Source organism: Lactobacillus sp. ESL0237 (genome assembly GCF_003692985.1).
Lineage (GTDB): Bacteria > Bacillota > Bacilli > Lactobacillales > Lactobacillaceae > Lactobacillus > Lactobacillus bombicola.
In genome coordinates, this window is the sequence record NZ_REHE01000010.1 from 181,054 (window position 1) to 207,021 (window position 25,968).

The 25,968-nt window shown below is 35.7% G+C and carries 22 protein-coding genes and 1 riboswitch; of the genes, 4 read left to right on the top strand and 18 right to left on the bottom strand.

What is annotated here, in order from left to right; translation table 11 throughout:
* Position 1: 1 nt before the first annotated feature.
* The 5 genes from F5ESL0237_RS08485 to guaA all read right to left on the bottom strand — a co-directional run bounded on the left by F5ESL0237_RS08485 (position 2) and on the right by guaA (position 4,466).
* Positions 2-553, bottom strand: a complete 552-nt coding sequence (locus F5ESL0237_RS08485; protein ID WP_199688775.1) for a hypothetical protein — start codon at positions 551-553, stop codon at positions 2-4.
* A 541-nt stretch (positions 554-1,094) separates the two neighbouring features.
* The gene (locus F5ESL0237_RS06260; protein WP_122024924.1) at positions 1,095-1,304 is read right to left on the bottom strand and encodes an SMI1/KNR4 family protein; all 210 of its coding nucleotides are present in this window, start codon (positions 1,302-1,304) and stop codon (positions 1,095-1,097) included.
* 132 nt (positions 1,305-1,436) lie between these two features.
* Entirely contained in the window at positions 1,437-2,207 is a 771-nt protein-coding gene (locus F5ESL0237_RS06265) for a hypothetical protein (RefSeq protein WP_122024925.1), read from the bottom strand.
* Between the two features lie 69 nt (positions 2,208-2,276).
* On the bottom strand, positions 2,277-2,675 hold the full coding sequence (locus tag F5ESL0237_RS06270; protein ID WP_122024926.1) for a hypothetical protein: 399 nt from the start codon (positions 2,673-2,675) through the stop codon (positions 2,277-2,279).
* Between the two features lie 234 nt (positions 2,676-2,909).
* Positions 2,910-4,466 carry a glutamine-hydrolyzing GMP synthase gene (guaA, locus tag F5ESL0237_RS06275; RefSeq protein WP_199688776.1) on the bottom strand — a complete coding sequence of 519 codons (1,557 nt, stop codon included), beginning with the start codon at positions 4,464-4,466 and terminating at the stop codon, positions 2,910-2,912.
* A gap of 181 nt (positions 4,467-4,647) precedes the next feature.
* Positions 4,648-4,745: riboswitch (purine riboswitch) on the top strand.
* Positions 4,746-4,819: 74 nt separating this feature from the next.
* On the opposite strand from guaA, the gene F5ESL0237_RS06280 reads away from it, so the two are divergent.
* Positions 4,820-5,398 carry a xanthine phosphoribosyltransferase gene (locus tag F5ESL0237_RS06280; protein ID WP_118896033.1) on the top strand — a complete coding sequence of 193 codons (579 nt, stop codon included), beginning with the start codon at positions 4,820-4,822 and terminating at the stop codon, positions 5,396-5,398.
* The gene (locus F5ESL0237_RS06285) at positions 5,398-6,687 is read left to right on the top strand and encodes a nucleobase:cation symporter-2 family protein (protein ID WP_122022176.1); all 1,290 of its coding nucleotides are present in this window, start codon (positions 5,398-5,400) and stop codon (positions 6,685-6,687) included. Before F5ESL0237_RS06280 ends, F5ESL0237_RS06285 begins: the two co-directional genes overlap by 1 nt.
* Before the next feature lie 175 nt (positions 6,688-6,862).
* Here the strand turns inward: F5ESL0237_RS06285 and F5ESL0237_RS06290 are convergent, their stop codons facing one another.
* Entirely contained in the window at positions 6,863-8,440 is a 1,578-nt protein-coding gene (locus F5ESL0237_RS06290; protein WP_122024927.1) for an ABC transporter ATP-binding protein, read from the bottom strand.
* A gap of 237 nt (positions 8,441-8,677) precedes the next feature.
* Positions 8,678-9,508: a phosphotransferase gene (locus F5ESL0237_RS06295; RefSeq protein WP_122022177.1), complete on the bottom strand. Its 831-nt coding sequence runs from the start codon at positions 9,506-9,508 to the stop codon at positions 8,678-8,680.
* Positions 9,509-9,625: 117 nt separating this feature from the next.
* On the opposite strand from F5ESL0237_RS06295, the gene F5ESL0237_RS06300 reads away from it, so the two are divergent.
* Complete coding sequence (locus F5ESL0237_RS06300; protein WP_122024928.1) at positions 9,626-11,041, top strand: C69 family dipeptidase; 1,416 nt, start codon at positions 9,626-9,628, stop codon at positions 11,039-11,041.
* Between the two features lie 603 nt (positions 11,042-11,644).
* Here F5ESL0237_RS06300 and F5ESL0237_RS06305 read toward each other — a convergent pair.
* From F5ESL0237_RS06305 to F5ESL0237_RS06320, 4 genes are all read right to left on the bottom strand, one after another.
* A complete protein-coding gene (locus F5ESL0237_RS06305; protein ID WP_122024929.1) occupies positions 11,645-12,919 on the bottom strand; it encodes a UDP-N-acetylglucosamine 1-carboxyvinyltransferase in 1,275 nt (424 codons plus the stop codon).
* Positions 12,920-13,029: 110 nt separating this feature from the next.
* The gene (locus F5ESL0237_RS06310) at positions 13,030-14,649 is read right to left on the bottom strand and encodes a CTP synthase (protein WP_122024930.1); all 1,620 of its coding nucleotides are present in this window, start codon (positions 14,647-14,649) and stop codon (positions 13,030-13,032) included.
* 127 nt (positions 14,650-14,776) lie between these two features.
* On the bottom strand, positions 14,777-15,334 hold the full coding sequence (rpoE, locus tag F5ESL0237_RS06315; protein WP_118907028.1) for a DNA-directed RNA polymerase subunit delta: 558 nt from the start codon (positions 15,332-15,334) through the stop codon (positions 14,777-14,779).
* 45 nt (positions 15,335-15,379) lie between these two features.
* Entirely contained in the window at positions 15,380-15,784 is a 405-nt protein-coding gene (locus F5ESL0237_RS06320; RefSeq protein ID WP_090092427.1) for a DUF1934 domain-containing protein, read from the bottom strand.
* 268 nt (positions 15,785-16,052) lie between these two features.
* Between F5ESL0237_RS06320 and F5ESL0237_RS06325 the strand changes: the two genes are divergently transcribed.
* The gene (locus F5ESL0237_RS06325) at positions 16,053-17,411 is read left to right on the top strand and encodes an HD domain-containing protein (protein ID WP_118897737.1); all 1,359 of its coding nucleotides are present in this window, start codon (positions 16,053-16,055) and stop codon (positions 17,409-17,411) included.
* Positions 17,412-17,503: 92 nt separating this feature from the next.
* Here the strand turns inward: F5ESL0237_RS06325 and F5ESL0237_RS06330 are convergent, their stop codons facing one another.
* The 7 genes from F5ESL0237_RS06330 to F5ESL0237_RS06360 all read right to left on the bottom strand — a co-directional run bounded on the left by F5ESL0237_RS06330 (position 17,504) and on the right by F5ESL0237_RS06360 (position 25,878).
* Positions 17,504-18,280 (bottom strand): ABC transporter permease, encoded by a 777-nt coding sequence (locus F5ESL0237_RS06330; protein ID WP_122022182.1) that lies wholly within the window; start codon positions 18,278-18,280, stop codon positions 17,504-17,506.
* A 2-nt stretch (positions 18,281-18,282) separates the two neighbouring features.
* The gene (locus F5ESL0237_RS06335; protein WP_122022183.1) at positions 18,283-19,053 is read right to left on the bottom strand and encodes an ABC-2 family transporter protein; all 771 of its coding nucleotides are present in this window, start codon (positions 19,051-19,053) and stop codon (positions 18,283-18,285) included.
* Complete coding sequence (locus F5ESL0237_RS06340; RefSeq protein ID WP_122024931.1) at positions 19,050-19,997, bottom strand: ATP-binding cassette domain-containing protein; 948 nt, start codon at positions 19,995-19,997, stop codon at positions 19,050-19,052. The genes F5ESL0237_RS06335 and F5ESL0237_RS06340 overlap by 4 nt, the downstream gene beginning before the upstream one ends.
* Positions 19,998-20,299: 302 nt before the next feature.
* Complete coding sequence (locus tag F5ESL0237_RS06345; RefSeq protein WP_090092432.1) at positions 20,300-21,271, bottom strand: ribose-phosphate diphosphokinase; 972 nt, start codon at positions 21,269-21,271, stop codon at positions 20,300-20,302.
* Positions 21,272-21,441: 170 nt separating this feature from the next.
* Positions 21,442-22,548 (bottom strand): DUF871 domain-containing protein, encoded by a 1,107-nt coding sequence (locus tag F5ESL0237_RS06350; RefSeq protein ID WP_122024932.1) that lies wholly within the window; start codon positions 22,546-22,548, stop codon positions 21,442-21,444.
* Between the two features lie 15 nt (positions 22,549-22,563).
* Positions 22,564-23,922, bottom strand: coding sequence for a PTS sugar transporter subunit IIC (locus F5ESL0237_RS06355; protein ID WP_122024933.1), 1,359 nt, complete (start codon positions 23,920-23,922; stop codon positions 22,564-22,566).
* 303 nt (positions 23,923-24,225) lie between these two features.
* Complete coding sequence (locus tag F5ESL0237_RS06360) at positions 24,226-25,878, bottom strand: SLAP domain-containing protein (RefSeq protein WP_122024934.1); 1,653 nt, start codon at positions 25,876-25,878, stop codon at positions 24,226-24,228.
* Between the last annotated feature and the right edge of the window lie 90 nt (positions 25,879-25,968).

Sequence of the window (25,968 nt, forward strand, 5' to 3'; positions counted from 1 at the left end):
CTCATAGACATATGAGATTTTTCCATTGTTCGTACGAACAAGTTCTCGAACGCACCCCCGGAGACACACAATGATTTTCTTCCTCTGCCAGAAGGTAACTACCATATTTCGATTTCAAATCCAAATCTACTTCTTGCTGTTTTTGCCTTTCTAAATCATCTTGCTGCACAAGACCCGCAGATTTCTGAATTATTTTCACCAACCATGCAGCAACCTTTTCGGCTACATTACTGGCATCGATTGAAGAGTCATATACAACAAGATCAGCAGCGAGCAATTTTCGTTGAGTATCATTTCGACTGTTAATACTCTCTATCACATTTTTAGGCGTGAGCTTGTACATAATTTTTCTCGCGCTCTTTTTCGGAAGGCCACGCTTCGCATAACTTTTTAACGACTTGTCCTTACCCTGCTGAGATGGATCTTTTGATGTACCCCATTCATTCTCAAGAACGTCAGTAAGCATGGCCATAAGGTCACGGAAGAAATATGGCACATCATGTCCATCTGCCAGATGCTTTTTCAAAATCTGGAACAGTGTTTTGAATTCCACAGACCTTCCTACTCACTGATTATTGTACCAAACCATCCCCACCGACACCTCATTTTGTATAGTTGAGATGGCTTCAAAAGAGCGACACTACACGCAAAATCATTGAAAATATTTTACCTCAGCTAAGTTCTAATGTCAAATTAAATATTTGCGTTAAGGACGCTTGTAAAGAAGCCATTTCACCCACAGAAAGAGAGTAATACCAATCAATCTGGCGGTTAACTGTAGTATTGTGGGAAGGCAATTGACCCCGGATATGTCGTAAAACCGCCCGGTCATCACAGACGTTCACCCGGGATGCAGAGTGGCTCGAGCGGATGTGACGGCGACAACTGAATAACGGGGCATTAGCCTACGAGCATGGCTGGCCAAACGAAACGAGTTAATTTCCCATTCCGTGTGGTCAGTCACGCTCTTTTTTGCGGCCTCCGGTTCGGGAACAGCGAACAGAGGTATCGCAAATGAAAATCAATGAAAATCCTAGCAAGCGTATCTATAACAAAGCAAGTCGTACCTGGATTGAAATCCCGGAAGGTCAGTATCACGAGTATGACCGTAACTGCATACCGGCTGGAATAAAAAACTCTCCACCATCGGAGAATGTTAACCATTCCCGATACTGTGATGGGAATTTTATGTTGTGCTCTTTTTCAAAGGTTTCGATCTGCTCATCTGTAACAGCTTTAAGGAAGTTCATTTTCCCCTGCTCTTTGAGCTTATCGATAATGCTTTTTAACTCATCTGAAACCATACACATGCTCCTAAATATTGTCTGTCAAAAAAGTCTTTATAACATTATATTCGGAGGTGAGAGATAAAGAATCAAGTGCAAATTCTAAAATGTAGAAAAGTGATACCCCTTCTGTAAAAACGATACCCCCTATTATGCGGCTACCCCTTGTATCCTAAGTACGAGGCGAATTTCCCAAACAAATGAATCTTTATTAGTTCTTGCTAGTTTAGCCATAAAATGAGTAATATAGCTTGGGGTTAGAACAACGTCATTCGCAGAATCATTATCAATTGAAACCCAATCACTTAGCGAATTTAAAATTTTGCCAGTAAAGTCCAGGTGTGATTTGCCTTCTAGAAGTGGAATAATATTTTTGCTAATTTGACCATAAAGGCTCCTTGTCAAGTTTTCACCATTTATAGGTTTCCACATAACTTTATTTTTAAATACATTTCCCAATAAAGAGATTATTAAGTTAACTTTATCGGTTGCTGCATTTCTGGATTTCAAAAATGTTTCAATATGATTTAAAACCATTGTTCCATCGTTTAAAGTATCGCTATCATTTGAAGTTAGATCACTAACTTCAAAACATTTTACTCCTTTTTTGGTCAAACCAGCCATGATTAAACCAGTGAAAACATACAGTTTATCATTAGTAGACAGTGTAGCTCTTAGAGATTTATCATTACATAAACGCTGATGAATAACCTTTATTTTAGACTCTAATTCAGTTTCAGTAGCTGATTTCAATTGTTCTCTTTCTTTTTCAGACAAACTTAAATTATCCAAAATAGAATACAATCTATCCATATTGTCTTTCTTTAATAAGCTCAAGGATTTATCAAGTTCCTCTACGTGTTTAGGAACCTCATTATTCTTCTTAGATACATAATATGCTTTACATTCAGGATCTGCCACTTCTCCACTATTTGTTAAAGTTGTACCATTTACGCCAATTATGAGAACTTCATTGTAACTAGAATATTCTCAAATAGCTTTACCGTAATGAAACGCACCATTAGTAGCGAAATTATTAATTGTCGAATAATTCTTATCATCCTTTTTATGAGGTGATTTAGCATTAAGCTTTGAGTCGGACGGATAATTTGTTATTTGCACTATATTTCCAGCTTTATCTAACTTCTCAAGTTTATTTTTTCCTCCCTTAGCCTCAATCATTACAGGAATTCTTCTTGAGTTATTATTTTCCAATAACAACTGAATATCAGGATAATTGCTTCCAACTCCTCCAGACTTTGATTCTGCCACACTTAATGCTTTTCCTATTTCTTCGTTAACAGTTTCAGTTTTGCCAAAATGCCTAATATTATAATGATCGAACAGTGCTTTAAAATATTCTTCGACCTTTTCTTCTATACTTCGCATAGTTCCTCCAATGATTATTTTTCAGTAAAATTTTTTATTATTATCTATTATCCTTAAAAAGTTAAACTAATTCAATATCCACTAAAACTTATAATAATCAAAAACTCTCCATTTTAATTTAACTGGAGAGTTTTATTTTTGTATACTTTAATGTTAATTAATACCTTTTTGAGCAGTCCTATACAATGTAAAAATATAATATTGACATTCCAATTTTAACAATACTAACTAACTTTATTCCCATTCAATAGTTGAAGGTGGCTTACTCGTTACATCATAAACGACGCGGTTAACGTTATCAACTTCGTTAATAATTCTCGTTGAAACTTTTTGCAAGACATCCCACGGCAAGCGCGCAAAATCAGCTGTCATCCCATCAATTGAAGTTACTGCCCGAATGCCAATCGTATAGTCATAAGTCCGCTCGTCGCCCATGACGCCAACTGATTTAATTCCTGGTAAAACTGTGAAATATTGCCAGACGTCTTCTTCTAGACCAGCCTTTTTAATTTCTGCACGTAAGATGGCATCACTTTCACGTACTAATTCTAATTTAGGTGCAGTGACTTCACCTAACACCCGAATCCCAAGACCAGGACCAGGAAACGGCTGACGCCAAACTAAGTCATGCGGAATCCCTAATTCTTCACCAAGCTGACGCACTTCATCCTTAAATAATTTTCGTAATGGTTCAATTAGTTGAAAGTGCATATCCTGAGGCAGACCGCCGACATTGTGGTGGGACTTAATTGTCTGTGCTGTATTGGTGCCGCTTTCAATTACGTCAGTATAGAGTGTACCCTGCGCCAAAAAATCAACTTCATGCATCTTTTGCGCTTCTTCGTTGAAAACTTCGATGAATTCCTTACCGATGATTTTACGCTTTTGCTCGGGATCAGTTACACCCTTTAATTTAGTTAAAAAGCGCTCTTGGGCATTTACCCGCACAATGTTCACACCTAAATCACGATTCAAGGCGGCCATTACTTCGTCACCTTCATTTTTGCGCAACATCCCGTGATCAACAAAAATGGCAGTTAATTGATCACCAATTGCCCTATGTAACAAAGTAGCCGTCACGCTAGAGTCTACCCCACCAGATAAGCCTAATATTACCTTTTTATCACCAACTGTGTGCTGAATATTAGCAATTTCCAGCTCAATAAAATCAGCCATTGACCAGTTAGCTTTAGCTTTGCAGACTTTAAAAGCAAAATTACGCAAAATATCTAAGCCATATTCAGTATTGCGAACTTCAGCATGAAATTGAATGCCATAAAACTTGCTTTGTTCATTAGCAATCGCCGCAATCGGGCAATTTTTACTTGAAGCAATTGTCTTAAAACCACTTGGTGCCTGCTTAACTAAGTCACCATGACTCATCCAAACAAATTCATCTTTTGGTAAGCCATCAAATAAAACCGAATTTGCATCTTCTACTTGAATGTCAGCTTTACCATATTCAGAATTATCAGCTTTTTCAACTTTACCGTTTAAATAAGACGACATTAATTGCATGCCATAGCAAATACCTAAGATAGGAATTCCTAATTCAAAAATTTTAGGATCAACCTTTAAAGCATTGTCATCATAAATACTGTTAGGACCACCGGAAAAAATAATGCCCTTAGGATTAATTTTTCTAATTTTTTCTAAGCTAAGATCGTGCGGTAATAGTTCAGAATAAATGCCAAAATCACGCAAGCGCCGCGTGATTAGTTGATTATATTGACTACCAAAGTCTAAAACAATAATTTCATCAAAATCATGAATCTTTTTTCTCACTGACATTCTGGCTCCTTTGCTAATTAAATATCAAATCATCTAAACTGTACTAAGAATTTAAGGTGGGGTCAACTACTTTTTAAATAAAAAATTTTTTCTCAAAAATTATATCGATATATGCCTGAACTAATTTATTTTTAAAATCCCCCTTAATCTTGCACAACTAAATTTACTTTGTTAGAATGCATACACAAGCAAGTATTATGTCTATATATTGCCGTAATCTGGTCGGCAGTCTCTACTCAGAACCGTGAATTCTGAACTATGGATCAAGTACAAATAGCGCAGTGTCACTGTCTTATTGGTCTTTTTTACCATAGTTTTGGTAGAAAAGACCTTTTTGTTTTAGGAGGAAAAGTATGAAATTGCTGGAAGATCGTATTCGCAACGATAGCGAAGTTTTACCCGGAAATGTCCTAAAGATTAACTCATTTTTAAATCATCAAGTTGATCCTGAATTAATGATGGCCGTTGGAACAGAATTTGCTCATCTTTTCAAAGATGCCGGTATCACCAAAGTCTTAACTTGTGAAGCTTCAGGAATCGCGCCCGGGGTAATGACTGCCTATGAGTTACACGTACCCATGGTCTTTGCCCGTAAAAAAAAGCCCTCGACACTTAACGATGAAGTATATTGGGCGGATGTTTATTCTTACACCAAGAAAACCACTAACCAAATTTGTGTTGAACAAAAATTTCTCAATCCCAACGACCGTTTATTAATTATTGATGATTTTCTAGCTAATGGTGAAGCCGTTAAGGGCATGATTAATATTGCTCATCAAGCCTATGCGGAAATAGCTGGCGTGGGCGTAGTCGTAGCTAAGTCTTTTCAAGGCGGTAGCACTTGGATTAAAAAACATGGCTATAAACTTGAAGCTTTAGCAAACATTGCTAGTTTAGCTGATAATCAAGTACATTTTGTAGGGGAAAATTAATGCAAAAAGAAGTCAGTCAACAAAAAGCCGCCGTCCTTGGGCTGCAACATCTGTTAGCAATGTATTCTGGTGCAGTCGCAGTACCACTTTTAATTGGGACAGCTCTAAAATTCAACGCTGAACAAATGACCTACTTAGTTTCAATTGATATTTTTATGTGTGGGTTGGCAACTCTTTTACAGTTAATTACTAATCGCTTTTTTGGTATTGGCTTTCCTGTAATTCTTGGCTGCGCTATTCAGGCGGTTGCTCCCTTACAAATGATTGGTCGCAAATTTTCAATTAATGATATGTATGGGGCCATTATTATTGCCGGCATTTTCGTAATTTTAATTGCTGGAGTTTTTGCCAAAATCAAAAAATTCTTTCCCCCTGTTGTCACCGGTACCTTAATTACCACAATTGGTCTAACCTTAATCCCAGTTGCCATTCAAAATATGGGCGGAGGAAATGCTACTGCTAAGGATTTTGGTAGTAGTCAAAATTTATTACTTGCCTTCTGCACTATGTTCATTATTTTAGCTTTAGAAATTTGGACAAAAGGCTTTTTACAATCAGTTTCAGTTTTAATAGGATTAATTAGCGGCACACTTATTGCTGCGTGCCTAGGTCTAGTTTCATTTACCCCAGTAATTACAGCATCCTGGTTTCATTTACCGCAACTTTTTTACTTTGGAGCGCCTCATTTTGAATGGTCTTCCAGTTTAACAATGATCATCATTGCCTTAGTTTCAATGGTTGAATCAACTGGCGTCTTCTTTGCCACGGGTGATTTGATCACGCATCAAGTTTCAGAAGATGATCTTAAAAAAGGCTATCGGGCAGAAGGACTCGCTCAAATCCTAGGTGGTTTATTCAACGCTTTTCCTTACACGACCTTTTCGCAAAATGTTGGACTTTTACAATTGTCAGGCATTAAAACTAAACGCCCCATTTATTGGGCCGCTGGATTGTTGATGACGATGGGACTGCTACCCAAAGTTGGCGCTCTCGTCACCATTATTCCAACACCAGTATTAGGTGGGGCCATGCTAGTAATGTTTACCATGATTGCCGTTCAGGGCATTAAAACTTTAGTCCAAGTTGATTTAAGTAATAACAATAATATTTTAATTATTGCTATTTCAATTGGCCTGGGACTAGGTGTTACTATTTATCCACAATTTTTCCATAATTTACCTGCAACAATTCAACTTTTCCTAAATAATGGTATTGTGATTACCAGTTTATCGGCTACTATCTTAAACTTACTACTCAATGGTGCAAATTCTAAAAAAATTAGTAGCTAACCAAATTATAGCTATACTATTATCCATCGCAAAATGGCACTTTTTTTCTATATAAAGAAAAGGAGTGCCATTTTAATAAAAACTATTGCCGTAAATTTTTACATACTCAACTTAATTTGCATCCTAGACTAAGCGGTTACTTCAAAAATTAGTCATACTCGCTGAAACATAGTCGCTACGAAGAAAGGTATGAATTAAAATCAATTACCTGATTATAACGTGCCAGGTCTGCTGGTTTATAGTGATGAATTACCTCAATAAAAGTCAAATCAGAAGCGAAGAGGTAATCATGAACCTGCTTGGAGGTTACTTGATCCAGAGAAGCATTGACTTCATCGAGTAAAAGAATCTGACGCTGAGCCAAAATTGCCCGCGCGAGTTCAATCCTAGATAATTGGCCGCCTGACAATTGATCAGCATTATCACCTAGGCCGTAGTTTAGCCCTTTTTCTTGAATTAGCTTAGCTAGACCAACACCCTGACAAACGGCCATTATTTTGTCTGGCGCAATGTCAGCGCCTAAAGTTAAGTTAAAGAGTAAAGTGTCAGCAAAAATTACGGCATTTTGACTTGAGTAAGCAAAAAGATTAGTAAACGCCCCCGCGTCTACTTGCTGGTGATTGAGTAAAATCTTGCTAGCTTGACCATAGTCACCATATAACAAATACTGTAATAAAGTTGACTTACCGGCTCCAGATGGTCCGATAACTGCAATTTTTTGACCATTCTCAATTGTCAAGTCGATATCGCTAGCTAACTGCTGGCCTTGTCGGATTAAAGACAAATCCTTAACCTCCAATTCTACTAAATTTGCTGTCATACTCGTTGTTTGAGGATAAGTAGCAGCCTTTTGACCGAACTGAGTAATGCGCTTAACAATTCCCTTGGTTGTAGATAAATTATTGCGTTCACTAAGAATTTGTAAGATTGGGTTAACAAAAGAATTCGAAAGCTGAATAATGCCAAAAAGTGCACCTAAAGTGGTAAAACCCTTGATTACTAGCATAATCCCTATAGCAAAGGGAACTAAGTAAGAACCACCCATAGCAATGAGATTAAGATAGGCATTCGTATTGTTTTTCAAGATATTCATTCTTGCCAACTTGGTTTCTAATAAATTAATTACTTTTAGGTCTCGCTTAACAGCGTTATTTTGTTGACCATAAAGGTTTAATGTCCTAGTTCCTGCTAGTGTGTTCTTGGTCTGATTAACATATTGATCATTGGCCTTAGTCCATTCATCAGCAGCGGTTTGAATTGGCTTTTGAAGCAGATTAGAAACAAGCATAGGAAGCAATGAACCTGCAAAAAATATGACGGTTAAAATAGGATTTAAGTACAGGGCATATGATAAGGCCAAAATTACTGTATAAAAATAAGTTAAAATAGAAATCTCTGCTTCATAACGATTTGTTTCTAACAACTTAAAATCATTAGTTAAAAAACCTAGGTTGGCAGTATCCTCACTGGGACTAGCAAGCATCCCTTTAAGTGTCTGCCTTCTTAGTTTAATATTAGTTTGCTTAATTGCATCCGCCTTTAAATAGTTAAAGCTTAAGTGAGCCAATAAGACTAAAATTAGTGCAATTAAGACTTGAATAATCAACCAAGGTAACTTAGCAAATTGCTTGGCTGCAGCCATATTGATCAGTGATCCTACCATGTAGGCCATAATGACATTTTCCGTGCTGTAAATAAAACCAAAGACATTAAGTAAAAAGAATTTAAAATGCGAATAGTTTTTAAAGATCATTGCTTCTTTTCTCCTATTAACTATTTTTTAATTAATTTTAATAACAAATTAATAATAATTTATTATATACTCGAATAATAGATTTAACAATATTTTTTTGCTTACATCACAATTTCACTTTTGTCTTGTTTAGATAATTTAATCAAACAAACCCCCATAATTTAGCATCCTAATTATGGGGGTTTTGTTTTCTGCCTCTTAAATAAACTAGTTTTTATTAAAAAATCTAATTAAGCTTTAGAGTAAATCTTCTTCTACTTTTACTAACATCTTTTCCCCAATCTGCTTAAAAGGCTGATCCTCAATTTTGTCAGTATAACTCATAATGCCACAAGCTGTTTTAAAAAGTAAAAAAGCTTGCATTAACTGGCTAATTTTAGGTTCAGATAACTTGAGTGTATATCCCTCCATAAAAGCGGCCATTAATTCTGGCTGCAGTTTAAAATCCTGATAAAATAGCTTAATAAAATCTTGGTAACTAACACCCAACTGTACTTTTTCATAATCAATTAATACCAGCTGATTAGAGACAAGCTGATAATTACGTACACCCACATCACCGTGTAGAACTGTACTGGAGTTAAGTAGCTCTGTTTCAATCATAATTTGATCGTGCACAAAGTACTTAAAGATTTTAATTAATCTATTGCGCATGGAACCACTACGCAACTGCTTAATTCTTTGATGAATTTTAATAAAAGGCTCACTATCTTGTCTAATTCCCGCAAAAGGACGCACTTGAGCGTGAAATGTGGCTAACTTCTCACCCATTAAAAAGGCCAATGATTTTGAAACTGGTACGACAATATCTGCTGGTGCCATATCAGTCATCACTAACACATACAAAATCGGTTCAACATCAACTTTAAAAGCTGCAAGAACCCTTGAATTAAGTTGTTCGTTAACTGCTTTTTCTGTTAGCCAATTACGCTCTTGTAAAAAGACTTTAACAAAAACTGACTGCTGATACTGCTGACTAAAACCAACAAAAGTGCGATTAAACGACTGATGACTAATTACCCTTAGTTTTGCCTGCAACCTTTGCTCTAACAACCGTTTAATTTCCATTACTAGTTACCCTCGACAAAAACAACTATAATTTCTCCTAAAAATCAACCATTTTTTTGCAATTAATGTCCATTTTTTAATACAATATACCTTAAGAACTTTGAAAGGACAATATTTATGAAAAAAGCAGAATGTACAACCATTCTTGTTGGTAAAAATGCCAGTATTGATGGTTCAACTATGATTGCCCGCAGTGAAGATGGTGGTAGAACCATTATTCCAGAAGGGTTTGAAGTTATTACCCCTGAAAAACAACCTAAACACTATGAAAGTGTCATCAGTCACCAAAAAATTGATGATAAAGATTTAGCTGAAACTCCTATGCGTTATACCAGCGCACCTGATGTTTCTGGTGAAAGTGGTATTTGGGCAGCAGCCGGAATCAACTCCGATAACATTGCGATGACTGCGACTGAAACAATTACAACAAATTCCCGTATTCAGGGAATTGATCCACTAGTTAGTGCAGGCGGACTTGGTGAAGAAGATTTTGTTACCCTAACTTTGCCTTATATCCATAGCGCCCTTGAAGGTGTTAAGCGTGTTGGCTACCTGCTAGAAAAATACGGTACCTATGAAATGAATGGGATGGCTTTTGCTGACCACGATGAAATTTGGTACCTGGAAACAATTGGCGGTCACCACTGGATTGCCCGCCGAATTCCAGATGATGCTTACGTAGTTGCCCCTAACCGCTTAAATATTGACGAATTTCACTTTGGTCAAGATGACTTTATGGCTGATACGCAACTAGAAGAATTAATTGACACTTACCACTTAAATCCTGATCGTGACGGTTACAATATGCGCCACATCTTTGGTAGTTCAACTATTAAAGATGCTCATTATAATAATCCACGGGCTTGGTATGTCCATAATTATTTTGATCCAGAATTTGGTGGCAAGCCAAGCGATCAAGATCAACCATTCATTTGTCATGCTAACCGCAAGATTAGTATCGAGGACATTTGCTTTGTTGAAAGTTCACACTACCAAGATACCCCATTTGATCCATACGGCGATCAAGGTACGCCTGAACAAAAGAAAGCTTTTCGGCCAATTGCTTTGAACCGTAACTTTGAAACACATATTTTACAAGTTAGAAACGATGTACCAGAAGAAATCGCTGGTGTTCAATGGCTTTGCTTTGGTCCAAATACCTTTAACAGTTTTGTCCCATTCTACACCAACGTTAATGACACACCAGCTAGCTTCCAAACCGGTCCTAAGTTTGACTTGAACAAGATTTTCTGGTTAAACAAGCTAACTGCTCAACTTGGTGACACTAACTTTAAAGTTTACGGTGAATTAGAAAATGATTTTGAGCAAAAATCGTTAGCTCAATGCCACTTCATTCAACATGAAACTGATAAAAAAGTCGCTGGACTTTCAGGTAAAGCAGTTGAAGATGCCCTAACAGAAGCTAATCAAAAGATGGCCGACCAAGTTTACAACAATACAATTGAGTTGCTCGGCAACATGGTTAACGAAGGACACAACTTAGCCACATTGAAGTTCGATTTATTAGATTAAGATATAAGTAAAAAGTAATTTGTGAATTACCGCTTAAACTTAAATTTTAACTATAAATCATTTATCTTAAGGCTTTATCCCGATGAAAATCGGGATAAAGCCTTTTTTATGCCACATTCTTTTTTTGCCCATTCAATCTATATTTTTTAATCATTTGATTGACTTCAGTCTTTACTAAAAAAGATACAGATGAAAATAAATAAAAAAAGTTATATATTAAAAGTAAACTTTATTTTTGCTTATCAACAGCCCTCACCTTATTTGATAAAATTATATTGTATCTTGATTGATTGTAAATATTCCCGTTTCATAAATGCAAAAAAGCACAACTTTGAAAATAAAGTTGTGCTTTTTGGGATTGCTTTTCACCATTTGTAAATAACCACAAGGCGGAACTATCGTAAAACTATTTTCTTTAAGTTTAAAATCTTAAATTCAAGCTTAACCATAAAACCGCTTAGTTAATTAAAACTAAACGGTTTTACTTACTGTATTTTCTTTTTGTGTATTTAATACTTACTGCAACAAAATTATTAACTAGCTCATACTTAAATTATATCCAAAGAATTGCCAATAAAAGTACCACTTTTTTATTGATTAAGCTCATTTATCTGCCACATCTTGAATAGTGACATCAGCACCAAGTAATCGCAATTTTTCTTGTACTCGGTCGTAACCCCGCAAAATATTACCAGCATTATTAATAACTGTCTCACCATTAGCCATTAACCCAGCTAACATTAGACAAGCACCAGCGCGAATCTCGCCTGCTGAAACTGTTGCACCATGAAGTTCATCAGTAGGGTGAACTAAAATAACATTATCTTCCGCACTAATATTGGCACCCATTTTACGTAACTGTTCAATGTGACCTATCCTTTTAGGATATATGCGATCAATAATTACGCCTTCACCAGTTTTAGCAGAAAGAAGAAGCGGCGTGATCGGCTGCTGCAAATCAGTTGCAAAACCTGGGTAGGCATCGGTTTTAATCTGGGTCATTTTCAATTCTCCTGCCGGATAAATAAACAGTGAGTCTTCATCTGCATCAATGACGAGTCCCATTTCTTCAACCTTAGCAAGGTAAGAATCTAAATGCTCTTCAATAATATTATGTATGCAAATACCATTACCAATACATCCTGCTAATGAAATATAAGTACCTGCTTCAATGCGATCAGGAATAATAGTATGGGGCGTTCTGGCTTTGAGGAGCTCAACCCCTTCAATTCTTATTGAATCAGTACCAGCCCCCCGAATAATTGCACCCATATTATTTAAAAAAGTAGCTAAATCAATTATTTCTGGTTCTTTGGCAGCATTATTAATAATAGTTTGACCATGGGCCGTAACTGAGGCCATGATAATATTCATAGTTGCTCCAACCGATGGCATTTCCAGGTGAATTGGAGCACCTTCCAAGCCACCAGACGGAGCTGTGATTATTATTTGATCATTTTCATTTTTTACACACGCACCAAGTGCTTCAAAACCCTTAATATGTTGGTCAATTGGGCGGGGACCAATATCATCCCCGCCAGGGAAGCCCACAACAGCCTTACCAAAGCGTCCAAGAAGTGCACCCATAAAATAATACGACGCACGCAAACTCTTAATTTTACCACTTGGTAATGGACTCATCTTAATGTTTTCTGGGTTAATGTGCAAACTTGTTTGGTGAAATTCACTTTCAACATCCATTTCACTCAGCAAATCCATTAAGTTGTCAACATCTGCAATCCTTGGAACGCCTTCCAAAGTAACTGGTGTACGCGACAAAATAGATGCCGGAATTAAGGCTACCGTTGAGTTCTTAGCACCACCAATCCAGACATCACCCTGTAGGGGCTTTCCACCATGAATTATCATTTGCTTCATTGGCGAAAAAATCCTTTTCTATTTCATTTAATCATAATAATGTTAAAGGAATTTACCAGAAAAAACAAGAGAAGACCTTTGTCTTCTCCATTAAAAATAAAAAAATTTTATTAAAGTTCTTTTTCTGGCAAACCACTGGCTGCACCAATAAATGCCTTATATAATCCTTCAGGTCTTTGGGGTCTACTCAAGAATTCAGGGTGATATTGTGCTGCAACAAAAAACTTATTTTTTGATAGTTCAATTACTTCAACCAAATGATTGTCAGGTGAAACGCCAGCAAAGGTCATACCAGCAGCTTCAAATTCTGATCGATATTCATTATTAAATTCGAAACGGTGACGATGACGCTCTTGAATCACTTCTTGATTATCATAGGCCGCCGCAGTTTTAGTACCTGGCTTTAATGCTGTTGGATAAAGACCTAAACGTAGAGTTCCCCCAATATTCTCTTCATCACGCTTATCAGCCATAATATCAATTACATTATGAGCAGCCTCTGGGTCTACTTCAGCCGTATTAGCATCTTGATAGCCTAAAACATTTCGAGCAAATTCTACTGTTGCCATCTGCATCCCAAGACAAACTCCCAAGAAAGGAATATCATTTTCACGAGCATATTTAATTGCAGTAATCATTCCCTCGAGCCCTCGTGTTCCAAACCCACCAGGAACAATTAACCCATCACTGCCTTCCATTAATTCGGCAATGTTAGTTGCAGTAATATCTTCTGCTTGGACTTTTTGAATTTCAATATTAGTATCATAGGCATATCCCGCATGCTTTAAGGCATCAGTCACTGAAATATATGCATCTTCTAATTCAACGTATTTACCAACTAAGGTAATTTTAGTTGTGTGCTTTAAATTTTTGACCCGTTCATCAAGTCGAATCCATTCTGCCATATCAGCTTCAGGCTTAGGACTCTTGAGATTAAGAAAATCACAAACTTTTTGATCCATTCCTTGTTCTTTAAAGGCCAATGGCAAATCAAATAGTGATGGTGCATCAATTGATTCGATAATTCGGTCAACTGGAACATCAGTAAAAGTCGAAATCTTATCTTTGTGTTCTTGATTAATTGGCCTTTCTGCTCGTAAAACTAACATATTAGGTTGAATACCAATACTACGAAGTTCAGCAACTGAATGCTGGGTTGGTTTTGTTTTCATTTCTTGTGCGGCATGCAAATATGGTACTAAGGTACAATGGATATACATTACGTTCTCTTTACCAACTTCACGGCGCATCTGTCTAATAGCTTCCATAAAAGGTGTTGATTCAATATCTCCAACCGTTCCACCAATTTCAGAAATAACGACATCAGAATCAGTTGTTAGCCCTGCACGCATTATTTTTTGTTTAATCATATCAGTTATATGCGGAATAACCTGCACAGTAGCACCATGGTAATCACCACGGCGCTCTTTTTCTAGAACTTCTTTATAAATTTTCCCAGTAGTGACATTTGAATATTTACTGGTCCGCACATCAACCATGCGCTCATAGTGTCCTAAGTCCAAATCAGCTTCTGTTCCATCATCAGTTACAAAAACTTCCCCATGTTGATATGGATTCATAGTCCCTGGATCAATGTTGATGTAAGGATCAAACTTTTGCATTGTTACCTTTAAACCACGATTCTTTAACAACCGTCCTAGGCTTGAAGCAGTAATTCCCTTTCCCAACGAAGAAACCACACCGCCAGTAACGAAGATATATTTTGTCATTAGCCAAACTCCTTTTGCAAAAATAAAATTAACCCATAAAATAAAAAAAGCTCCCTAACGGGAGCATAAACGCACATAAGGTGCCCAAATAAAATACTATCTATTTTTATTGTTGAAGTCAAGAAAATTATTCGTCTTCTTCATCTTCATCCTCATCATCATTTAATTCTGATAATTGTCCCTCGATACCGTCTGGTAAATCTTCATCCTCATCATCAGCTGCATCAGTGAAATCATCGTCATCCGCAACAAAATCAGTTTCATCAGCAGGGGCAGCATCTAAATCTTCATCCTCAGGATCATCGTTATCATAATCAATGATGTCATCACTACCAGTAGCGCTAGCTAAGAAGGCATTAACCTTCTTATGATGCGTACGAGTATCTTCTTCATCCTCATCTTCAGGATGATTAACCTCTTCATCAACTGATTCATACGGAAACCACGAACGTAGTGCCCAAATATTTTCTCCCATAGAGATAAACTCACCATTAGTGTTCATGTCTGTATAAAATTGAGGCAAACGTTCTCTTATCTCTTCGTCACTCTCACCCAAAAACTTTTGCACAGCATTAACAATATCAGCAAAGGCCATTCTCTTATTGTTATCTTCCAAAATTGCGCGAGCAACTTCAATCATTGATAATTCGTTGCGATTTTTGTCTTTAAAGTCGTTTAATCCCACAATGCATTCCTCTCTTTTGTCAATCTTTTCCATTTTACTAGGCGTTTAAGTAAAAATCAATGTGACGGTATAATTACCTATTAAGTATAGACCACTAAAGAGGTTATATTCAATTCGAAGTTCTTGTGAACCATCAATTTTAGGGAAAAATTTAATTAAATTAGTCATACTTTTTAAATCCATTTGGTAACCTTGCGCTACATATCGACAATTTCGTTGTTCGTTTAAAACAAAATGTAACTGTGAATAATTAGCACTGTCCTGACTGCGCTTAATAATCACATCATTAGGCTTAATTAAAATCTTAACCGGTACTTGACCATCTTCTAAGTATGAAACTCTAGTAACCTCTCCAATTTTAATCAATTCACCCACACTAGTTTTAGTAAATGTTTCACTTTCTTTTTCTTGAACAATTGTACTGGTAAAGTTAACTTTTACTCTAGTCATTGTTTAATTTAAATTCTCCCTTGCCAAACTGTTTATAGCCTTTAAAAATAGTTTATAATTAGCTACTCTAAACCACATTTTTAAAGCTTTTATTCTGCTTTATTATAAGTTAATTTCTTTTTTTTAGCTAGAAATTCTGCTAGGCTCACTTTACAGTTAATCAACGGAGCTGGGAATAGAATTCAATTAGCCTGCATTACTAGAAATTTGTTATAATTAAGATATATACGTTTTTTAACTACTTAGTTAACCAGATCTGAGGTCCCATATGCCTAAATTTCAAAATATTAAATTAACTAAAGAAATTGTGCTGCGTGATCCGGTTCACGAATACATTCATATTGAAGACCAAGTAATCCAAGACCTAGTTGCCACTAAAGAATTTCAGCGTATGCGTAGAATTAAACAGTTGGGGCCGATTGCTTATGTCTTTCCCGGTGCAACACACACTCGCTTTGAGCATAACGCCGGAGTTTACGAATTAACTAGACGAATTTGTAATATCTTTGCCCAAAAATATCCCACTCAACGTTCAGGTGACGGGCTTTGGGATGAAAATAATCGTTTATTAGTTGAATGTGCGGGGCTACTTCATGATATTGGTCATGGGCCCTATTCACACACTTTTGAACACCTTTTTGGCACTGATCATGAAAAAATTGGTCAAAAAATCATTACCGACCCGAACACTGAAGTTAATCAAGTATTACGCCAAGTTGCACCTAATTTCCCTGAACTAGTAGCCAGTGTAATTGCTAAAACTTATCCTAATCCCCAAGTAGTAAAATTGATTTCTAGTCAAGCGGATGCTGATCGAATGGATTATCTTAAACGTGACGCCTACTTTACCGGTGTCACTTATGGTGAATTTGATCTGTCTCGTATTTTACAAGAGATCAGACCATTTAGCGGTGGGATTTGTTTCAGCATGTCCGGCATGCATGCAGTAGAAGATTACATAGTCTCGCGTTACCAGATGTACCAACAAGTTTACTTTCACCGCGTCGGTCGTGCAATGGAAGTAATGCTCCAGCACTTACTAGAACGGGCAAAAATCATTTACCACAAAGGAGTTTTACCAGTAACGCCTGAACTAGCTAATTTTTTAGCAGATAGTTGGACACTGAACGACTATCTTAAACTAGATGATGGCGTTATGGAAACCAATTTTTTAATGTGGACCGATGCAAATGACCCAATTCTAGCTGATTTAGCAAATCTTTATTTATTTCGTAAACCGTTTGCCAGTATCCGGATTGACGTCGAAACCAAAAATCTCTTACCCAAGCTCAAGGACTTAATTAAACAAGCTGGCTTTGATCCCACCTATTACACGGACACCAACTCCGCTTTTGATGAGCCATATGATGCTTACAAGCCTAGCGGCAAAAATGCTAATAGCCAAATCGAAATCATGCAAGACGATGGGCAATTGATTGAGTTATCCCAACTTAGCCCTCTTGTACGCGCTCTTAACGGAACTTTACAAGGTGATGAACGTTTCTTTTTTCCTAAAATTATGATGTCGAATAGTGATGAACCACAAATTTTCGATCCCCTTTACCAGCAATTTCAACGCTATATTAAAAATGGTACCTTACGTTATTTAAGAAAACCCCGAAAATAAAAAATAAGCTGTATTTAATTTGGACTTTAAATTACTTAATTCAGCTTATTTTAAATTTTAAGTAAACAGTTAGGCTTGCAAAATTTTAGAACTTAGCTACCCGTACTCTGGTATTTACGTAAAAATAAGCGCCAGAGCTGATAAACTAAAACAAAATAAAGTAAACAAACTGACGGAATGATAACTAACCAGCCCCATTCGTGTTTATCTGCAATGCGTTCTTGTGGAATAGAAGCTACCCAGCCAATCGGTATAATAAAAGTCATTATCACTTTTAATAATCCTGAATAAATTGTCAAAGGGTACTTACTCATTTCAAAGAAGTCGAAAGTGGTTTCTGCCAAATCAGCCAAACCATTAGAAAATAGAGCGACGGTATTGCCTAAAACTGCCAGACTTAAGAAAATTAACGACGTGAATAGCGCAATAAAAATAAACATCACTGTAATATACCAAGGATTATTTAATTGGAAATCAACAATAATTAATAATAAAAGTGCAACCAATAAATCGCCCCATGAATCTTCATCAACCCGCTCATTAATTATTTGAAAGAGGGGATTGACGGGCTTAATTAAAATTGTATCAAGACTGCCTCTATGAATATAAGTAGCAATATTAAGGGTATTAATAAAAAAACAGCGAAATATGGCCCAGGATAAAGTGGCTAAAGCATAGGTTAATAGCAATTGTTCAAAACTGTATCCCTTAATTCGTGGCACAAGGTTAAAAATAAAACGTAGCGCCACAATATTTAATCCATTTTGGATTATCATTCCTAAAATTGCAAAGTAAAAGTCTAAATCATAAATGGCAAGTGATTTAAGGTTTACCTTTAAATAAGTCAATAATAGTTTCAAATAGCGCATGGTTAACCTCCCTGAATAACAGTTTTAGTGCTGGACCACTTGAAGAGAACCTTGAATAGCAATATCAAAAATATGATATAACCAATTTGAATTACGACAATCTGTAAAAATAATTGCCAAGAAGGAGTTTGCGCTAGCATGCCGACCGCACTAAATGAATATTGAAAAGGCAAATAGGACGCTACCTGTTTTAATACTTGCGGATAAAAGTAAGCTGGAAAAACATTACCCGCCAAGATCAAAAGTAGGGCTTCCTTGAAAGTGGCAATCCCCCAGATACTATAGGTATAAAAAGTAAAAGTACCCAAAATCAATTCTAGCTCAAAATATAAAATGTAGGCTAAAACACCTGTAACTAGCACTAACAAAACTGCCAGTAAGTTGAATTGAAAATCCAGCACCCAAAAGTAAAGGGCAAGATCAACTCCCCCCACGATTACTAACTTGGTGATAGAATAACCTAAACTTTCCCAAAATAATTGGGTAACAATTGATACTGGTTTTAATAAATCAAGTGCGATATCGCCTGAACGAATTTGATCATTAAGATCATAGCTTGACTTAGGAAACAAAATACTCAAAAGTTGCATTAAAATAAGATAGCTTAGTGTTTGCTTAAATTCTGTTAGTGAACGATTAACTAAAACAGCCTGCCATAAAAAATATTGCACCACAATTGAAATTAGTGAAGAAAAAAGATAAAAAAGCAAAATATATTTCGATGAAAAGCCTTTTTTTAGCCCAAGCTTGAGCAACATCATGCGATAACTCATTGGCGTTCACCTGCTTTACCGACATGGGCGAGAAGGTACTCTAATTTCCCACTTTTGACTTCAATATTATCAATTGGAATTTTAGCCGTAATTTTACTCAAAGTAACCATAATTTCGTTATGACTAATCCCACTAAGTTGATAGTTGCCATTTTCAAGCAATTGCAACTGTGACCAATTTTTTTGTAAATCATTGTACCGGCTCTTTTTACTAGTAAATGTGATTGTAGCTGGTACATCAAGATTAGCTAGCTCTTGACTACTCTTATCTAAAACTAGGTATCCTTGATTGAGAATAATTGTACGTGAACAAACTTTTTCTACCTCATCCAAATCATGTGACGTAAAGATAATTGTTTTATTAGTTAGCGTCTTTAAAAAATGAACAATGCTATTCTTACTTAAAACATCTAAGCCAATCGTGGGTTCATCCAAAATAATTAAATCTGGATCATGAATTAAAGCTGCAATAAATTCAACTTTCATTCGTTGCCCCAGACTAAGGCTGCGCACTGGTTGAAAGAGAAAATCTTTCGCATCAAGCATCTGAGATAACTCCCTTACTCGCTGCTCAAAACTTGTTTGTGGTACTTGATAAAGTTCTTGATTTAAACGAAAAGTATCCATCGCCGGTAAATCCCAGCGTAATTGGCTTCTTTGCCCAAAGACCACCCCGATTTTCAGAGCATTTTTTTGACGATTATCTACTGGCACGCAACCAAAGGTTTCTACTTTACCGCTAGTTGGTTGCAAAATACCAAGAATCATTTTAATCAAAGTAGATTTACCCGACCCATTTAAGCCAACCAAGCCGACATGTTCACCTGCTTTAATTTGAAAGGAAACATCATGGACAGCTAGAATTTGCTGGTATTTTTTATGAAATAGTGTGGCTGATACTACTTTTTGGTATTCTTTATAAAGGTTTTTGGTTTCAACAATCATTTATTATTCTCCATTATTAATATTTTTCTTCATAACTACATAAACTCTGCTTTTAGATAGCAATTGAAAGAAAAATATTAGCAATCTGTCATATTTTTATTGATGTAAACCTTAATTATTTTCGCTTTAATTAATATAAACATTTTAATTATATGCAATCATTATTAAATTATAAATGTTATTTTTATTTTTTATTTAATGAATTAAAAATAAAAAAGTATCAAACTACTTAGTAGCCCGATACTTAAAATGAGTAATATTTAAATAAACTTCACTAAATTACTAAAATGTTGCTTTTTAGTCTAGTGTTGATCTTCTTGATAACGCGTATTAAAGAGTGGACTCAATGGCTCATTCTTTTGAATACATTTAATCGCATCACCCATCAATGGACCAACCGAAACTAATAAAGTTTTATCCAATTTCTTTTCTTCAGGTTGGTTAATTGAGTCAGTCAAAACCAAATTCTTAATTGGGGAATCATTTAACCTTTTAATAGCTGGACCTGATAAAACAGCATGAGTTGCACTTGCATAAACCTCTGTAGCACCAGCATCAATTAAAGCTTGGGCTGCCAATGTAATGGTTCCCGCAGTATCAATCATATCATCAATAATAATTGCCCGTTTACCTTTAACGTCACCGATAATATTCATTACTTCAGCAACATTAGCTCGTGGTCGCCGTTTATCTACAATCGCAATGGACGTGCCTAAAAACTCAGCTAATTTTCGTGCTCGCGTAACACCACCATGATCTGGAGAAACAACCACAGCATCTTTTTCCAAATGATTGCATAAAAAGTAATCAGCTAATAATGGTGCGCCCATTAAATTATCAACTGGAATATCGAAAAAGCCTTGAATTTGTGGTGCATGCAAATCTAATGATAAGACTCTAGTTGCACCAGCTTCTTGCAACATATCAGCAACAAGCTTAGCTGTAATTGGCTCACGTGGGCGAGTTTTACGATCTTGACGTGCATAACCATAATATGGGATTACAATATTAATTGTTTGCGCACTAGCCCGACGCACAGCATCAATCATAATTAATAATTCCATTAAGTTATCATTTACTGGAACGCTCAATGACTGAATCAAATAAACGTCTTTCCCACGAACTGATTCATCAATATTAATTTGAATTTCACCATCACTAAAGCGCTGAACACTTGACTTACTTAACGGTATTCCAACTCGCTCGGCAATCTTTTGGGCAAGCGGTACATTTGAATTCAGGGCAAACAACATCATGTTGTCTTTATAAGACATAATTTCCTCCGTCTAATCTTTGGTTAACAACTTATTATTTTAGCAAAAGTTGTCTGAAAAAGTTATTCCTATCTTATTATTCAACTTTACAAAGCGACATTCAAGCCTTTAAGACCAGATATTGTGTATTTTTTTATTTTTTAGCCGTTACAATCACTGTAACAATTTATTTAGTCGTTTTTGGCATTTTTAAGAATAAAAGTGCTCCACGGTTCAATTGCATCCAATAAGTCAAGATCGTCTTCTCTTAAATGACCAACGAAGTTACGCCGACCATCATTTTCAAATGGAGTCAAAACCAGTTGCAACTCACCTTTATAACGTGGATATTTGTCATTCACAATTACCACATCACCATAATCAAAAACTTCTTTAATTTCAGTTTGTGCTGGAATCGCTTCGTTTGCATAAACTACTCGTGGTTTAGTATCCCGCAACAAATATGCTGAAGCATCACCACGATACAGATGAACATCTTTTAAGCAAATTGTTTGTTCAATTGGCAAAACATTATCTGTAAATTCTATACTCAAAGTAGGAAAAGGACTATTAAAAGCAGCAGCCGCTTGAGCCAACTCCTCTTCAGTGGCAAAGGCATTGCCAATAATAATATCATCAATCATTTTACTTAATCTTAAGTGAGTTACTTGACTAAAAATATTTCTGTCGCGATCATTTTCCATCGTTGGCAAACCTTCGTGGACTGGCCAAGGACCAAATTCAGCATGCTTAGATGAAATAAAAGCAGCAGTATGCAACCCATAGTCACGGTATTTTTGTGAATATTCGTAAAAAATCTCTTCACTTAGACCAGTATATTCTTGCGGATAGAAGTTATGACAACCAATTAAATTATCTTCTTCCGGGTCATAAGACATAATACTGTCTAAATAATTAGTACCCCGACTCATATTTAATTCAATTTTTAAGCCATAAGGATTATGCGTCATCGCCGCTTCTTCAATACCACTAAATCCCTCATCTAGCCGTAATCCCCAAACACCTAAATCTTGGAAAAAGCTAAGATCATTATAGTCAATTCTTAATTCTTTAAATAGTGCGGGATTTATATCAACAACTGTTTTGAAGCCTAATTGATTAGCATAATCAACGTCTTCTTTAAGACGGGCCAACAAATCCTCTCCACTATCACTTTTTAATTGTAAAAGTGATGTAAAAATACGCTGGTAGCCATATTTTTTGGCTAAATCAATATATTCCTTATCTTGTATAAAAGTACTTTGTTCAGGATAAAGTGAAATTCCTAATTGTTTCATTAAATATAACTCCTATTAAGCCTCAGCTTGTGTATTAACGTTGTTAGCAGCTTTAACAAATGGCACATAGATTAAGAAACCAATTACCATATTAACTAGTTGCAAAACGACTGCGCGCCAATCCATTGTACCAATAAAAGCATTCAAAATAGGTGGCATCGACCATACTATTTGTGTTCTGACACGTGAAACTAACCCCATGGTTAAAGCAGCATAAGACGTTGATACCATAATCAGAGGTGAAATAACAAATGGGATAAAGTAAATCGGATCTAGCACAATTGGCATTCCAAACATGACTGGTTCATTAATATTAAAAATTCCAGGAACAAGTGATAGCTTAGCTACTGCTCGTTGATCTTCACGCGTTGAAAAGGCTAAAATTGCTAAAATCAGTAATAAGGTGGAGCCAGCGCCACCAATCCAAACATAAAGATCAAAATCCGATCTTGTCCACAAATATGGCAAAGATTGACCTTTATGAGCAGCATTCATATTAGCAATTAAAGCTGTAGTCCAAATACTCTCAATTACAGGAGCCAAAACATTTGTACCATGAATACCAAAGAACCAGAACAATTGTACTAAAAAAGTTATCAGTAAAACAGACCAATATCCTTGACTAACTTTCATTAATGGTTCTTGAATTGTCTTTGAAATAAAGTCAATTACAGTCATTTGATTAAGACTGAAAAGATAGTTAATTATTCCCACAAGGTATAAACCTGCAGTTGCTGGAATAATACCGGTAAAAGCTTTTGCCACTGCTGGTGGTACAGTATCCGGCATCTTAATAGTAATATTTTTTTTCATGAGCCAAATGTAAACGGTTATTGAAATGGCCCCCATAATCATTACCGTAAAGAAACCAGCGGCTCCAAAATATTTTCCAAAATTAAAATAACCCCATGCACTAATATTTTTACCAGCAACAGTTGCACCAGCATCAGTCATAGTCTTAATATCACCTTTAGTCAAAACTTCCTTTAAAACTAAAGAAAAATTTTGCGGCAAGCCCATGATAAAGGTTCCTAAAGTTACCAGGCCACCAGTAATAGGTTCAACCTTGTACTGAACACACATTTGGTAGCCAAATGTAAACGAAAATAACAACCCTAAGATAGCAGTTGATCCTGTCCAAACCATTGCATTAATGCCAATTAACCATTGCATTGAGTTGACAAAACCGGTCCAGCCAAATTGATTTGGTAAATCTCTGATTAAAGAATTAATAACATTGGCAACTGAACCCGCTAGCATTAATGGCATCATTGCAATGAAGGCATCACGCAAGGCAATTAGCCAGCGTATTGAACCAATCTTAGCAGCGACTGGAACAACATGCTTATTTAACCAATTAATTAAAGCATTCATAATTTCCCTCCTACTATTTTTACTCCACGTATATTATAGCATAGTATTTGTATCCGCTTTACATTATATAAAAAAACAGATATTAATATTTATTATAAGGTATCTATTATATAGCAGGCAATGTTTCCTTAACTACATTTAATTAATCATTTAAGGCTTTATTAGCTTACACAATCTAAAGTAATAAATCTAGCTATTTGTTAATTCCAGTATATTAGTTTTAACTTTAACCATTAAAAAAAGCAGGTAAAAGTCATATTTGCCTTTTACCTGCTTTTTGAGCTATATCTTTTATTATCTTAATTACTTAACAATAGTTGCATAATCTTCAATATTTAATGTTTGTTCAAACCCATTAGCACTAGTAATCGTTAAAACAGTATTGTTATTACTAAATTTAACAGTATTTTTGTCAACACCGTTAGCAGTAGCTACTAATTGTACTATTTGATTTGCTTCATCCATGGTTAAGTTTTTCAAATCATTAACTACAATTTTCTTACCATTAAGCGCAGCCTTAGCCTTGCTAATTTTATTTACTTCATCTTTAACACTAGCAACAGTTGCATTAGCACTGTTCACTTGGTTACCGGAAGTAATGGCTGCATCGTAAGCATCACGTAAAGCTTTACTTGATAATTTGTAGCTATCACTTGTTTTAATAGTCGTGGCTTCAGTTAACGCAGCTTGTAAAGTCTTCTTATCTGCATCAGTCGCCATAACAGTTTCTTCTTTTGCGGCTTCCGCTGTATTAACAGGGATTAATTTATCACCTGCAATGGTACTAATATCACTTGCTTTAAGGTAGCCATTCTTATCACTTTGTAACTTATAGAATAATTCAGCCTTATTTTCACTTTCAATCCAAATATAACGTAATTCATTTACACGGGCTGTATGACCTTTAGCAAAAGTCTTAGTTGATTGCATAACCCCTTTGCTATTATAAACGTTAGCATCCCGACCTAATGTGGCAATTGTCCCGTTTTGTTTATCATCAGGTTTAGCATTAGAAGGCGTTAATTGCTTACCAGTAATGATGCCAACATTATTTTTCTTAATCCAATTATCATCACCAGGATAATTTTTATCATTTACATGATAAAAGAGATTTTTACCAATGTACTGCAACTTATCAACTTGAATCTTTTGACCGCTCTTAACTACTTTGCTTTTTGAGCTACCTTTACCATCATAAAGATATGAATTATGATTTAAGGTAATTACCGTTGGGTCATTTTGATTGTCTGACGGTGTTTTGTCATCATCTTTTTCTGGCTTCTTATTAATTGGTTTTAATGCAGTACCAGTAGTTGACCCTACATTATTAGCCTTAATGAATTGATTCTTTTCACCACTAATCCGATAATAAAGTTTACCACCAATATAAACTAATTGATCAACTGCAATTACTTGACCCTTCTTGATTTTTTTCTTATTAGTTTTGCCTTTTTCATCATAAATATAGGCATTACTCTTTAATTTAGCTGTGGTAGATGACTGGTCTGTTTTTTCACTTTTTTTAGGATTAACTTTCTTGCCGTCAACATAACCTACATTAGCAGCTTTGACATAAGCATTACCACCAAGGTCATAAAAATCAACATCATTAATTGTCTTTTTAGTATTGTAGTTTAAAGTAACACCCTTAGCTATTACAGTATACTTAGCACTGCCCATGTAGCTCTTAAGCCGTTTACCATTTTTATCATAAACATAAGCATTCCGACTTAATTTAATTGTGCCTCGCTTTGAAGTACTATTCTTTTTTGAACTAGTTTTCTTTGCAGTATCTTTTTTAGAAACAGACTTATTAGTTTTGGTATCAGTTTTATTTGTCTTAGTAGCTGATTTGTTAGCAGCTTGTACTAATGATGCTTGGCTTGCACTCAAGATTGGACTAACGCCAAGAAGCGCAGCAGTTGATACCATCAATAACTTATGACTTAATTTCATCTATCTATTTACCTCACTAAAATTTAATTTACTAATTCTTATTATATACTAAAATGTAATTCTAATAAATCGACTTTAAAATAGCTTACT